Raw genomic sequence first — 12,738 nt, 5'->3', positions numbered from 1 at the left:
CGCGCCCCTTTTCAGGGGCGCGGGGAACCGCGCGAACGGGGTCCGGGGCGGAGCCCCGGGTACGGCTCAGGCCGAAGCCGGCGGGTACAGCGAGCGCGGCAGCTGGGAGGCCGCCGCCGCGTCCAGGAGCCACAGGGTGCGCGAGCGCCCGTGGGCGCCGGCCGCCGGGGCCTGCACCTCGCCCGCGCCCGAGAGGGCGATCGCTGCGGCCTGCGCCTTGTCCTCGCCGGCCGCCAGCAACCAGACCTCACGGGCGGAACGGATCGCGGGCAGGGTGAGCGTGACCCGGGTCGGCGGGGGCTTGGGGGCGCCGTGCACGCCCACCACCGTCCGCTCCGTCTCACGGACCGCGGGCAGCTCCGGGAAGAGCGAGGCCACGTGGGTGTCCGGGCCGACGCCCAGCATCAGGACGTCGAACGAGGGAACGGAACCGTGGTTCTCGGGACCCGCGGCCTTCGCGAGCTCGGCCGCGTACGCCTCCGCCGCCGCGTCCACGTCGGTACCGTACGGACCGTCGGACGCGGGCATCGCATGCACCCGCGCGGGGTCCACCGGCACCGAGTCCAGCAGTGCCGCACGGGCCTGGGTGTCGTTGCGGTCCGGATCGCCCTCGGGCAGGAACCGCTCGTCACCCCACCACAGGTCGATACGGGCCCAGTCGATGGCGTCCCGGGCGGGCGCGGCCGCGAGCGCCGCGAGGAGCCCGTTGCCGTTGCGCCCGCCGGTGAGGACCACCGAGGCGTAGCCGCGCGAGGCCTGCGCGTCCACGACCTTGGTGATCAGCCGGGCCGCGGCGGCCTGGGCCATCAGCTCCTTGTCGCGGTGCACGACGAGCTGCGGAGTGTTCACTCGGAGGCCGCCTTCTTCGCAGGGACCTTCGCGGGGGCCTTCTTCGCGGGTGCCTTGGCGGCGGCGGTCTTGGCGGTCGCCTTCGCCGTGGCCGCCTCCTCCTCGACGGCCTCCGCCGTCGCCCCGTTCAGCCGGTCCACTCCGTACCGCAGCGCCGACGCGTAGGTGTCGTCCGGGTCGAGCCGGCGCAGCTCCTCCGCGATCAGCTCCGAGGTGTCGCGGCGCTTGAGCGCCACCGCACGGTCGGGCTGGCCCTCGATGGAGAGGGTCGCCAGGGTGCCGTCGGCGCGGTCCAGGGCGATCGGGCCGCAGCTCGTTTCCATGCGGACGCCGGTCAGGCCGGGGCCGGAGGACTTGGACCGCTTGACGGGGACGTCCAGCCGGTCCGCGAGCCACATGGCGAGCAGCTCCACGCTCGGGTTGAACTCCTCGCCCTCCACCTCGACCGCGTTCACGTCACAGATGACCTGGTCGAGGGCGGCGGCCAGCATCGAGCGCCAGGGCGTGATGCGGGTCCAGGAGAGGTCGGTGTCCCCGGGGGTGTAGGCGTCGGCACGCGCGTTGAGCTCGCGTACGGGCGCCTCGGCCGCGTAGGTGTCGGTGACGCGGCGCTGGGCCAGCTTTCCGAGCGGGTCGTTGGCCGGGTCGAGCGGCGCGCCCACCGGCCACCAGACGACGACCGGCGCGTCCGGCAGCAGCAGCGGCAGGACGACCGAGTCGGCGTGGTCGGCGACCTCGCCGTACAGCCTCAGCACGACCGTCTCGCCGGTGCCGGCGTCCGCGCCGACCCGCACCTCGGCGTCGATGCGGGACTTCGTGCGGTCGCGGGGCGAGCGGGAGACGCGCTTGATGACCACGAGGGTGCGCGAGGGGTGTTCGCGGGACGCCTCGTTGGCGGCCTTCAGGGCGTCGTAGGCGTTCTCCTCGTCGGTGACGATGACGAGGGTGAGCACCATGCCGACGGCGGGGGTGCCGATGGCGCGGCGGCCCTGCACCAGCGCCTTGTTGATCTTGCTGGCCGTGGTGTCCGTGAGGTCTATCTTCATGGGCGACGCCAGCTCCGTCCGTCTCGCTCGAGCATTTCGTCGGCCTCGACGGGGCCCCACGTGCCCGAGGGGTACTGCGCGGGCTTGCCGTGCTTGTCCCAGTACTGCTCGATCGGGTCGAGGATCTTCCAGGACAGCTCGACCTCCTCCGTACGCGGGAAGAGGTTCGAGTCGCCGAGCAGGACGTCGAGGATCAGTCGCTCGTACGCCTCCGGGCTGGACTCGGTGAACGACTCGCCGTAGGCGAAGTCCATCGAGACGTCCCGGATCTCCATGGAGGTGCCGGGCACCTTGGAGCCGAAGCGGACCGTGACGCCCTCGTCGGGCTGGACGCGGAAGACGATCGCGTTCTGGCCCAGCTCCTCCGTCGCCGTGTGGTCGAACGGGGAGTGCGGGGCGCGCTGGAAGACGACCGCGATCTCGGTGACGCGGCGGCCGAGCCGCTTGCCGGTGCGCAGATAGAAGGGGACGCCCGCCCAGCGGCGGTTGTCGACCTCCACCTTGATCGCGGCGTAGGTGTCGGTCTTCGACTTGGGGTCGATACCGTCTTCCTGGAGGTAGCCGACGGCCTTCTCGCCGCCCTGCCAGCCGGCCGCGTACTGCCCGCGGACGGTGTCGCGGCCCAGGTCCCGGGGGATCCGGACCGCGCCGAGGACCTTGGTCTTCTCGGCGGCGAGGGCGTCCGCGTCGAACGAGGAGGGCTCCTCCATGGCGGTCAGGGCCATCAGCTGCAGGAGGTGGTTCTGGATGACGTCCCGCGCGGCGCCGATGCCGTCGTAGTAGCCGGCCCGGCCGCCGATCCCGATGTCCTCCGCCATGGTGATCTGCACGTGGTCGACGAAGGACCGGTTCCAGATCGGCTCGAACATCGTGTTGGCGAAGCGGAGCGCCAGGATGTTCTGAACGGTCTCCTTGCCCAGGTAGTGGTCGATGCGGAAGACCTGGTCCGAGGAGAAGACCTCGTGCACGATCGCGTTGAGTTCCTCGGCCGACTTCAGGTCGTGGCCGAAGGGCTTCTCGATGACCGCCCGCCGCCAGGAGCCGTTCGACTGGTCGGCCAGGTGGTGCTTCTTCAACTGCTGGATGACCACCGGGAAGGCGGACGGCGGCACGGAGAGGTAGAAGGCGAAGTTGCCGCCCGTGCCCTGCGCCTTGTCCAGCTCGTCGATCGTGGCGCGCAGCCGCTCGAACGAGTCGTCGTCGTCGAAGGTGCCCTGGACGAAGCGCATCCCCTGGATGAGCTGCTGCCAGACCTCCTCGCGGAACTCCGTACGGGCGTGTTCCTTGACGGCGTCGTGTACCACCTGGGCGAAGTCCTCGTTCTTCCACTCGCGGCGGGCGAAGCCGACGAGCGAGAAGCCCGGCGGCAGCAGCCCGCGGTTGGCGAGGTCGTACACGGCGGGCATCAGCTTTTTACGTGACAAATCGCCCGTGACGCCGAAGATGACCAGGCCCGACGGCCCCGCGATACGCGGGAGCCGTCGGTCTGCGGGGTCACGCAGCGGGTTGCTGCTTGACAAGGTTTCAGCCCTCCGAAGGGGCGAGGCGCTTGAGCTCTGCCTCTGTGGACTTGAGCAGGTCGTTCCAGGACGCCGCGAACTTCTCGACGCCCTCGTCCTCCAGGAGCTGGACCACGTCGTCGTACGAGATCCCGAGCTTCTCGACCGCGTCGAGCTCGGCGCGGGACTGCTCGTACGTGCCGGCGATGGTGTTGCCGGTGATGTCGCCGTGGTCCTCGGTGGCCTGCAGGGTGGCCTCCGGCATGGTGTTCACCGTGTTCGGCGCCACCAGATCGTCGACGTACAGGGTGTCCTTGTACGCCGGGTCCTTGACGCCGGTCGACGCCCACAGCGGGCGCTGCTTGTTGGCCTGCGCCTTGTCGAGGGCGGCCCAGCGGTCGGAGGAGAAGACCTCCTCGTACGCCTGGTAGGCGAGCCGGGCGTTGGCGAGAGCCGCCTTGCCGCGGGCGGTCTTGGCCTCGGGCGTGTCCAGGGCGTCGAGCCGCTTGTCGATCTCGGTGTCCACGCGGGACACGAAGAAGGACGCCACCGAGTGGATCTTGGAGAGGTCCAGGCCCGCGGCCTTCGCCTTCTCCAGACCCGCCAGGTAGGCGTCCATGACCTCGCGGTAGCGCTCCAGCGAGAAGATCAGCGTGACGTTGACGCTGATGCCCCTGCCGATGACCTCGGTGATCGCGGGCAGGCCCGCCTTGGTCGCCGGGATCTTGATGAGCGTGTTCGGGCGGTCCACCAGCCAGGCCAGCTGCTTGGCCTCGGCGATGGTCGCGGTGGTGTTGTGGGCCAGGCGCGGGTCGACCTCGATGGAGACCCGGCCGTCCTGGCCCTGCGTCGCGTCGAAGACCGGGCGCAGGATGTCGGCGGCGTCACGGACGTCCGCCGTCGTGATCATGCGGATGGCCTCGTCGACGGTGACCTTGCGGGCGGCGAGTTCGGCGAGCTGCTGCTCGTAGCCGTCGCCGCTGCTGATCGCCTTCTGGAAGATCGACGGGTTGGTGGTGACGCCCACGACGTGCTGCTGGTCGATCAGTTCGGCGAGATTGCCGGACGTGATCCGCTTGCGCGACAGGTCGTCCAGCCAGATCGCGACGCCTTCCTCGGAGAGGCGCTTGAGTGCGTCTGTCATGGAAATTGCATCTCCTACGTGTCGTATTTCAGCGTCAGCGCTGGGCTGCGGCGATCGATTCCCGGGCGACGTCGGCGACGTTCTCGGCAGTGAAGCCGAATTCGCGGAAGAGGACCTTGCCGTCGGCCGAAGCACCGAAGTGCTCCAGCGAAACAATGCGTCCCGCGTCCCCGACGAACCGGTGCCAGGTCAGACCGATACCGGCCTCGATCGAGACGCGCGCCTTCACCGACGGCGGCAGGACGCTGTCCCGGTACCCCTGGTCCTGCTCCTCGAACCACTCCACGCACGGCATGGACACGACCCGCGTCGGGACGCCCGCGGCCTGGAGCTGCTCGCGCGCCTCCACCGCCACGTGCACCTCGGAACCGGTGGCGATGAGGATGACCTCCGGCTCAGCGCTCTGCCCGCCGGGCCCTTCGGCTTCGAAGCGGACGTAACCGCCCTTGACCGTGTTCTCGTCGGCCTCGTACGTCGGCACGCCCTGACGGGTCAGCGCGAGGCCGTGCGGAGCGCCCTTGCCGAAGACCTTCGTGTAGCGCCCCAGGATCTCGCGCCAGGCGATCGCGGTCTCGTTGGCGTCCGCGGGACGGACGACGTTGAGGCCGGGGATGGCGCGCAGCGAGGCCAGGTGCTCGACCGGCTGGTGGGTCGGGCCGTCCTCACCGAGACCGATGGAGTCGTGCGTCCACACGTACGTCACCGGCAGGTGCATCAGCGCGGACAGACGCACGGCGTTGCGCATGTAGTCGGAGAACACCAGGAAGGTGCCGCCGTAGACGCGGGTGTTGCCGTGCAGCGTGATGCCGTTCATCTCCGCGGCCATGGAGTGCTCGCGGATGCCGAAGTGGATCGTGCGGCCGTACGGCTTCGCGCCCGGCAGCGGGTTGTCGGCCGGCAGGAACGAGGAGTTCGGGTCGATCGTCGTGTTGTTCGAGCCCGCGAGGTCGGCGGAGCCGCCCCACAGCTCGGGGATGACCGCACCGAGCGCCTGCAGCACCTTGCCGGACGCGGCACGGGTGGCGACACCCTTGCCCGCCTCGAACGCCGGGAGCTTCTCCTCCCAGCCGGCCGGCAGCTCGCACGCGGCGATCCGGTCGAACTCGGCGGCACGCTCGGGCTGAGCGGTGCGCCACTCCTGGAAGCCCTTCTCCCACTCGGCCTTCGCCTCGCGGCCGCGGTCGAGAGCCTGGCGGGTGTGCGCGAGGACCTCGTCCGCGACCTCGAAGGACTTCTCCGGGTCGAAGCCGAGGACGCGCTTGGTGGCCGCGACCTCGTCCTCGCCGAGCGCCGAGCCGTGCGCGGCCTCGGTGTTCTGCGCGTGCGGAGCGGGCCAGGCGATGATCGAGCGCATCGCGATGAACGACGGCTTGTCCGTCACCTTCTTCGCGGCCTCGATCGCGTTGTAGATGGCGTGCGGGTCGATGTCGCCGTCCGGCTTCGGCGCGACGCGCTGCACGTGCCAGCCGTACGCCTCGTACCGCTTGACGGTGTCCTCGGAGACCGCCGTCTCGGTGTCGCCCTCGATCGAGATGTGGTTGTCGTCCCACAGCAGAACGAGGTTGCCGAGCTTCTGGTGCCCGGCCAGGGAGGACGCCTCGTGCGAGATGCCCTCCTGGAGGCAGCCGTCACCGGCGATCGCGTAGATGAAGTGGTCGAAGGGGGACTCGCCCTGCGCCGTGTCCGGGTCGAACAGACCGCGCTCGTAGCGGGCGGCCATCGCCATGCCCACGGCGTTGGCGACACCCTGCCCGAGCGGGCCGGTCGTGGTCTCCACGCCCGGGGTGTGCCCGTACTCCGGGTGGCCCGGGGTGCGGGAGCCCCACGTACGGAAGGACTCCAGATCGTCCAGCTCCAGGCCGAACCCGGCCAGGTAGAGCTGCGTGTAGAGGGTCAGTGACGAGTGGCCCGCGGACAGCACGAAGCGGTCACGTCCGGTCCAGTCGGGATCCGCCGGGTCGTGCCGCATCACCTTCTGAAAGAGGGTGTACGCGGCAGGCGCCAGACTCATGGCCGTACCGGGATGGCCGTTTCCGACCTTCTGTACGGCATCGGCGGCCAGGACGCGGGCGGTGTCGACGGCCCGCTGGTCCAACTCGGTCCACTCGAGGTCTGTGGTGGTCGGCTTGGTGCTCACCCTGGGTCAGGGCTCCTCTCCACATGTCACGCATGTCGAATGCCGGTGCACTGGGCGCCCACCGGCCGTTGTCGAGCCTACCCCCGTAGGTACGTGCGTTTTTTCGAGTCATTCCAGACTGCCGGGACTCTCCGGGATCCGCCTCCCGACTGGTCCGTTCCGTGTTCGGCAACTGAATACGGAGCCGCTCGTAAGAGTGCTCAATCGAGCTCCCTCGCGCCCGTCGCGCACGCCCTCTTCCCGCCCTGGTACGGCCGCCCCCAACACGACCCCACCCCCGCGAAGGCCGAGGTATAGGCAACGTCTACAGTGGCGTGGTACGCGCGAGCCTTTACGGGGAGTTCACACCCGGAGGCTTGCTGGGATGTCTCTGTCAGGGGTGTGCGTGACGGCCGTCGAATCCCGTCCAGCGGGGGTGCTCGGGACGAGCAGCAGCCCAAGCCACCGGCCGTTCGGGGCCCGTGTGAAGGCGTTCGTGGCGCTGACCAAGCCGCGAATCATCGAACTGCTGCTGATCACCACCGTTCCGGTGATGTTCCTGGCCCAGCAGGGTGTACCCGATCTCAAGCTGGTCCTGCTCACCTGTCTCGGCGGTTTTCTGTCGGCGGGCGGCGCCAACGCGCTGAACATGTACATCGACCGCGACATCGACGCTCTGATGGAGCGCACCTCGCAGCGTCCACTGGTCACCGGCATGGTCAGCCCGCGTGAGTGTCTGGCCTTCGGGATCACGCTGGCGGTCGTCTCGACCCTGCTGTTCGGGCTGACCGTCAACTGGCTGTCCGCCTGGCTGTCACTCGGAGCGCTCCTTTTCTACGTCGTCGTTTACACGATGATCCTCAAGCGGCGCACCTCCCAGAACATCGTCTGGGGCGGCATCGCCGGCTGCCTCCCGGTCCTCATCGGCTGGTCGTCCGTCACCGACTCCATGTCGTGGGCGCCGGTCATCCTCTTCCTCGTCATGTTCTTCTGGACGCCGCCGCACTACTGGCCGCTGTCCATGAAGGTGAAGGAGGACTACGCGCGCGTGGGCGTGCCGATGCTCCCGGTCGTCGCCTCCAACAAGGTGGTCGCCCGCCAGATCGTCATCTACAGCTGGGTGATGGTCGCGGTCTCGCTGCTGCTCACCCCGCTCGGCTACACGGGCTGGTTCTACACCCTGGTCGCGCTCGGCGCGGGCGGGTTCTGGCTGTGGGAGGCGCATGGTCTGCAGAACCGCGCCAAGGCCGAGGTGAGCGGCGGGAAGCTCAAGGAGATGCGGCTGTTCCACTGGTCCATCACCTATGTGTCGCTCCTGTTCGTGGCGGTCGCGGTGGACCCCTTCCTGCGCTAGGAGCCGTCCGGCGAATCTTCACGGGCGGGGTACGTGGGCTAAGCCACGTACCCCGCCCGTCGCCGTTTGATCTACCCGTCGGTAGCATCCTGACCATGGCAGACACGCAGCAGGTTGACGAGACCACCGGCGCCGCCCAGGACGTCAAGGCCGAGCGCAAGGCGGCCAAGCTCGCCCAGCGGATCAACGCCTTCGCCAAGGAGCACGGCGGGACCGAGGGGCACGTCGAGTACATCGGGCAGCGCGGAGCCCGGATCGTCCTCGTCGGCGCGGACGGTGCCTGGGGGGACGTGGTGGCGCCGACCTTCACGATGGCCGAAGAGGCCGTGAAGAAGGCCGGGATCACTGTTCACGAGACGTTCGACGGTGAGTTCGCGGCGAAGGTCAAGACGGGGCCGTACGAGTGGAAGAGGATGGCGGGGATCCAGCTCGGGGCGCCGAAGTAGCGGCTGACATCATCTGATATCTGTCACCTGGCAGTTGAAATCTGTCATTTGATACCTGTCATCTGATACCTGGCAGTTGATATCCGTCATCTGATTTCCGTCGGCTGTCACTCGGCAGTTGTCATCTGTCGGCTGTCATCCGTCAGCTGTTGGTACGCCTTGCGCTTCACCAACACCTGACGCCCGCCTCACCCGTTAGGACCTGAAGAACGCAACGGTCCAGTCGCGGGGAGTCCGGATGATCGAAACGCCATCCCTGGTGGACCAGTACTGCCACGGCGTACTGAGGACGGAGCTGGGTCTCGGCACCTTCGAGGCCCACCTCGCCAGAACCGAGGGCCCCCCGGCCCCCGGCACCACCTTCTTCGACACCCAGACCGGCTTCGCGGTACGCCGCTGGTGCCCGCCCCTGCTCGGCCTGGAACCGCACTGTCCGCCCGCCCGCTATCTGGCCCGGCGCCGCGAACTCGGCGTCCTGGAGTCGGGGCGCAGACTCCTGCGCGGCAGCGGCATCACGACGTATCTCGTCGACACGGGGCTGCCCGGAGACCTGACGGGACCGGGCGAGATGGCCTCGACCGGCGCGGCCCACGCCCATGAGATCGTCCGCCTGGAGCTGTTGGCGGAACAGGTCGCGGACACCTCGGGCACCGTCGAGTCCTTCCTCGCCAATCTCGCCGAGTCCGTCCACGGAGCCGCCGCGAACGCCGTCGCCTTCACGTCGGTCGCGGGGGGACGGCACGGTCTGGCGCTCGCGCCCGAGCCGCCAGGACCGGGAGAGGTGCGGGGCGCGGCGGGCCGCTGGCTCGCGGGCCGCCGGGTGGGCGGGGCGCTGAGCGACCCGGTCCTGCTGCGCCACGTACTGTGGATCGCGGTCGCCTCGGGGCTGCCTCTCCAACTCCACGCCGGCCTGGGCGAACCCGGTCTGCGCATCGACCGCACCGACCCCGTCCTGCTCACCGACTTCGCCCGTGCCACGGCCGGGCTCGGCACGGATCTCATCCTCCTGCACGGCTACCCGTACCACCGTCACGCGGCGCACCTCGCCGGGGTCTTCCCGCACGTCTACGCCGACCTGGGTGCCGCGCTGGTGCGTACGGGAGCCCGGGCGGCGGCCGTCCTCTCCGAGATCCTGGAGCTGGCCCCCTTCGGCAAGCTCCTGTTCTCCAGCGGGGCGCACGGCCTGCCCGAACTGCACGTCGTCGGCGCCCGCCTGTTCCGTGAGGCGCTGGCCCGGGTGCTGGGCACCTGGGTCGCCGAGGGCGCCTGGTCGCTCGTGGACGCGCAGCGGGTGGCGGGCCTGATCGCGGCGGGGAACGCGCGGCGGGTGTACGGGGTGGAGTGAACCGGTGCCGGACCCCCTACGAACGGCCTACGCGCGCGTGAGCGCCGATTCCTCGGCAGGCCCCGGCAGTTGTGCCGCGGCCTCCGGGCGTTCGCGCAGCGACAGCAGGACCCGCAGGACGCCGATCCACACCAGGCAGGAGCCGAACATGTGGAGGCCGACCAGGGCCTCGGGGAGGTCCGTGAAGTACTGGACGTAGCCGATGACGCCCTGGCCGAGCAGGATCAGGAACAGCTCGCGGGTGCGGTCGAGCGGCCCCTTGGGGGCGTCTACGGCCTTGAGGACGAACCACAGGGCGAAAGTCAACGTGACCACGATCCAGGCCAGCACGGCGTGCAGCTTGGCGACGGTCTCCCAGTTGACGGCCATGCGTTCGACCTCGCTGGAGTCGCCCGCGTGCGGACCCGCGCCGGTGACCACCGTGCCCACCGCGATCAGCAGGATGGCGGCGGCGACCAGGCACCACACGAGCTGCTGCACCGCCTTGCCGACCAGCGGGCGCGGCTCGGCCGAGCCCTCGCGGGTGCGCTGCCACATCACCGTGGCCACCGTGATGAGCGCCGTGGAGAGCAGGAAGTGCGCGGCGACCGTGTAGGGGTTGAGGCCGACCAGGACGACGATGCCGCCGAGGATCGCGTTGCTCATGACGATCCAGAACTGCGCCCAGCCGAGCCGGGTGAGGTCGCGCCGCCAGGGCTTCTCGGAGCGCGCGGCGATGATCGCCCAGCCGACCGCCGCGCACAGCACGTAGGTCAGCATGCGGTTGGTGAACTCGATGACTCCGTGGAAGCCCATCGCGCTCGTCGTGGTGAGCGAGTCGTCGGTGCACTTGGGCCAGGTCGGGCAGCCGAGGCCCGAACCGGTCAGCCGTACGGCGCCGCCGGTGACCACGATGACCACCGACATGACGAGCGCGGCGAGGGCCGCTCGTCGCACCGTCCGGGAGGTCGGGGTCCAGCGTTCGGCGATGAGGGCGAGCGGGTTGCGCGCGAAGGCTACGGCGTCGGCTCGGGTCACGTTTGGCACGCGCCCCATCGTAGGCGTCCGCTTGTGCACGCCTTCACGAGGCCCCCGCACCTACGCAAATCGCCACCTCGGCCCGTCTCGGAGGCCCGCGCACCCGGATGCGCCCACACCCGCAGTCACTCCCAGCGGAAGAACTTGCCCGCCGCTCCCAGGCCCACGACCGCCCACACGGCCAGGATCCCGAGGTCGCCCCACGGCAGGCCCGCCCCGTGCTGGAGCACGTCCCGCAGCCCGTCCGAGAGCGCCGAGACGGGCAGCAGACCGAGCACGTCCTGGGCGCCCGCCGGGAACTTGTCCATCGGGACGATCACACCGCCGCCCACGAGGAGCAGCAGGAAGACCAGGTTCGCGGCGGCGAGCGTCGCCTCCGCCTTGAGCGTGCCGGCCATCAGCAGGCCCAGGCCCGAGAAGGCGGCCGTGCCGAGGATCAGCAGGAGCAGGACGGACAGCGGGTTGCCGTGCGGCGACCAGCCGAGTGAGAAGGCGATCGCCGTCAGCAGGACGACCTGGAGGATCTCCGTGACCAGCACGGACGCCGTCTTCGCGGTCATCAGGCCCCAGCGGGGCAGCGGGGAGGCGGCGAGCCGCTTCAGGACCCCGTAGCGACGCTCGAAGCCGGTGGCGATGGCCTGCCCGGTGAACGCGGTCGACATCACGGCGAGTGCCAGGATGCCGGGGGCCAGGAAGTCGACCGACTTGCCCTTGCCGGTGTCGATGATGTCGACCGAGCTGAACAGGACCAGCAGGAGTGTCGGGATGATCACCGTGAGAAGGAGCTGCTCACCGTTGCGGAGCAGCATCTTCGTCTCGAGCGCGGCCTGCGCGCCGATCATCCGGGGCAGCGGGGCCGCCCCCGGCCTCGGGGTGTAGGTACCGGCGGTGGTCACGAACGCAGCTCCTTGCCGGTCAGTTCCAGGCTGTGTCTTCCCGGGGGACAACCCCCGGACCCCCGGCCGAGATGCAGTCGAGCCTCACTCATGAGCGCAACTCCTTGCCGGTGAGCTCCAAGAACACGTCTTCCAGGGTGTGGCGTTCGACGGAGATCTTCTCCGGCATCACCCCGTGCTGCGCGCACCAGGACGTGACGGTGGCCAGCAGCTGCGGGTCGATCTTGCCGCCCACCCGGTACGAGCCGGGCGTCAGCTCGGCGGCCGTGCAGTCGGCCGGCAGGGCCTTCAGCAGGGAGCCGACGTCGAGCCCCGGACGGCCGGTGAAGCGCAGGGTGTTCTCGGCGCCGCCGCGGCACAGTTGCTCGGGGGAGCCCTGTGCGATGACCCTGCCCGCGTCGATGATCGCGACGTCGTCGGCGAGTTGTTCGGCCTCGTCCATGTAGTGCGTGGTGAGGATGACCGAGGCGCCGTCGGCGCGCAGATCGCGCACGAGGTCCCAGGTGGCGCGGCGGGCCTGCGGGTCGAGGCCCGCGGTCGGCTCGTCGAGGAAGACCAGTTCGGGGCGGCCGACCACGGCCATCGCGAGCGCCAGGCGCTGCTGCTGGCCGCCCGAGAGCCGCCGGTAGGTCGTGCGGCCGCAACTGTCCAGGCCGAGCCGTTCGATGAGCGCGTCCACGTCCAGGGGGTGGGCGTGGAGCTTCGCCACATGGCGGAGCATCTCGTCGGCGCGGGCACCGGAGTAGACCCCGCCGGACTGGAGCATCACGCCGATACGGGAGTGGAGTTCCCCGGACTGTCTCACCGGGTCGAGGCCCAGGACGCGTACCGTGCCGGAATCCGGCTTCCGGTACCCCTCGCAGGTCTCGACCGTGGTCGTCTTGCCCGCACCGTTGGGGCCCAGTACGGCGGTGATGCCCGCCTCGGCCACCAGGTCGAGGCCGTCCACCGCGGTCTTGTCGCCGTACCGCTTCACCAGGGCCTGGACCTGGACCACGGGCTCGCTTCGCATGAGGCGCAAGTCTA

General features: G+C 69.9%; 11 protein-coding genes. 3 read left to right on the top strand and 8 right to left on the bottom strand.

What is annotated here, in order from left to right; translation table 11 throughout:
• Positions 1-66: 66 nt before the first annotated feature.
• The 5 genes from pgl to tkt are packed head-to-tail and all read right to left on the bottom strand — an operon-like array spanning position 67 to position 6,675.
• The gene (pgl, locus tag ACZ7M3_RS17130) at positions 67-849 is read right to left on the bottom strand and encodes a 6-phosphogluconolactonase (protein ID WP_351303011.1); all 783 of its coding nucleotides are present in this window, start codon (positions 847-849) and stop codon (positions 67-69) included.
• Entirely contained in the window at positions 846-1,895 is a 1,050-nt protein-coding gene (gene opcA, locus ACZ7M3_RS17125) for a glucose-6-phosphate dehydrogenase assembly protein OpcA (RefSeq protein ID WP_472064124.1), read from the bottom strand. Before opcA ends, pgl begins: the two co-directional genes overlap by 4 nt.
• Entirely contained in the window at positions 1,892-3,415 is a 1,524-nt protein-coding gene (gene zwf / locus ACZ7M3_RS17120) for a glucose-6-phosphate dehydrogenase (protein WP_054235908.1), read from the bottom strand. The genes opcA and zwf overlap by 4 nt, the downstream gene beginning before the upstream one ends.
• A 4-nt stretch (positions 3,416-3,419) precedes the next feature.
• Positions 3,420-4,538 carry a transaldolase gene (gene tal, locus ACZ7M3_RS17115; protein WP_472064122.1) on the bottom strand — a complete coding sequence of 373 codons (1,119 nt, stop codon included), beginning with the start codon at positions 4,536-4,538 and terminating at the stop codon, positions 3,420-3,422.
• A 34-nt stretch (positions 4,539-4,572) separates the two neighbouring features.
• A complete protein-coding gene (tkt, locus tag ACZ7M3_RS17110; RefSeq protein ID WP_472064120.1) occupies positions 4,573-6,675 on the bottom strand; it encodes a transketolase in 2,103 nt (700 codons plus the stop codon).
• A gap of 379 nt (positions 6,676-7,054) precedes the next feature.
• On the opposite strand from tkt, the gene ACZ7M3_RS17105 reads away from it, so the two are divergent.
• The 3 genes from ACZ7M3_RS17105 (at position 7,055) to ACZ7M3_RS17095 (ending at position 9,799) form a co-directional block, all read left to right on the top strand.
• A complete protein-coding gene (locus ACZ7M3_RS17105) occupies positions 7,055-8,008 on the top strand; it encodes a heme o synthase (RefSeq protein WP_472064570.1) in 954 nt (317 codons plus the stop codon).
• A 95-nt stretch (positions 8,009-8,103) separates the two neighbouring features.
• Complete coding sequence (locus tag ACZ7M3_RS17100; RefSeq protein WP_095855304.1) at positions 8,104-8,454, top strand: hypothetical protein; 351 nt, start codon at positions 8,104-8,106, stop codon at positions 8,452-8,454.
• Positions 8,455-8,692: 238 nt separating this feature from the next.
• On the top strand, positions 8,693-9,799 hold the full coding sequence (locus ACZ7M3_RS17095; RefSeq protein WP_097226265.1) for an amidohydrolase family protein: 1,107 nt from the start codon (positions 8,693-8,695) through the stop codon (positions 9,797-9,799).
• A gap of 27 nt (positions 9,800-9,826) precedes the next feature.
• On the opposite strand, the gene ACZ7M3_RS17090 is transcribed toward ACZ7M3_RS17095, so the two are convergent.
• The 3 genes from ACZ7M3_RS17090 to ACZ7M3_RS17080 form a co-directional block, all read right to left on the bottom strand.
• Positions 9,827-10,834 carry a COX15/CtaA family protein gene (locus ACZ7M3_RS17090; protein WP_351302994.1) on the bottom strand — a complete coding sequence of 336 codons (1,008 nt, stop codon included), beginning with the start codon at positions 10,832-10,834 and terminating at the stop codon, positions 9,827-9,829.
• Between the two features lie 107 nt (positions 10,835-10,941).
• Complete coding sequence (locus tag ACZ7M3_RS17085) at positions 10,942-11,658, bottom strand: ABC transporter permease (protein ID WP_229889007.1); 717 nt, start codon at positions 11,656-11,658, stop codon at positions 10,942-10,944.
• 142 nt (positions 11,659-11,800) lie between these two features.
• Positions 11,801-12,724: an ABC transporter ATP-binding protein gene (locus tag ACZ7M3_RS17080; protein WP_261686114.1), complete on the bottom strand. Its 924-nt coding sequence runs from the start codon at positions 12,722-12,724 to the stop codon at positions 11,801-11,803.
• Positions 12,725-12,738: the final 14 nt, after the last annotated feature.

The sequence above is a fragment of the Streptomyces sp. NPDC111656 genome, assembly GCF_055656965.1.
Note: the sequence above shows the minus strand (reverse complement) of the source record. Positions and strands in the feature narration are given on the sequence as shown.

Excerpts from the sequence above, each read along its gene's own strand:
- ACZ7M3_RS17085 (WP_229889007.1), bottom strand. The coding sequence starts at position 11,658 with ATGATCGGCGCGCAGGCCGCGCTCGAGACGAAGATGCTGCTCCGCAAC.
- ACZ7M3_RS17100 (WP_095855304.1), top strand. The coding sequence starts at position 8,104 with ATGGCAGACACGCAGCAGGTTGACGAGACCACCGGCGCCGCCCAGGAC.
- tal (WP_472064122.1), bottom strand. The coding sequence starts at position 4,538 with ATGACAGACGCACTCAAGCGCCTCTCCGAGGAAGGCGTCGCGATCTGG.
- ACZ7M3_RS17080 (WP_261686114.1), bottom strand. The coding sequence starts at position 12,724 with ATGCGAAGCGAGCCCGTGGTCCAGGTCCAGGCCCTGGTGAAGCGGTAC.
- opcA (WP_472064124.1), bottom strand. The coding sequence starts at position 1,895 with ATGAAGATAGACCTCACGGACACCACGGCCAGCAAGATCAACAAGGCG.
- ACZ7M3_RS17095 (WP_097226265.1), top strand. The coding sequence starts at position 8,693 with ATGATCGAAACGCCATCCCTGGTGGACCAGTACTGCCACGGCGTACTG.
- ACZ7M3_RS17090 (WP_351302994.1), bottom strand. The coding sequence starts at position 10,834 with ATGGGGCGCGTGCCAAACGTGACCCGAGCCGACGCCGTAGCCTTCGCG.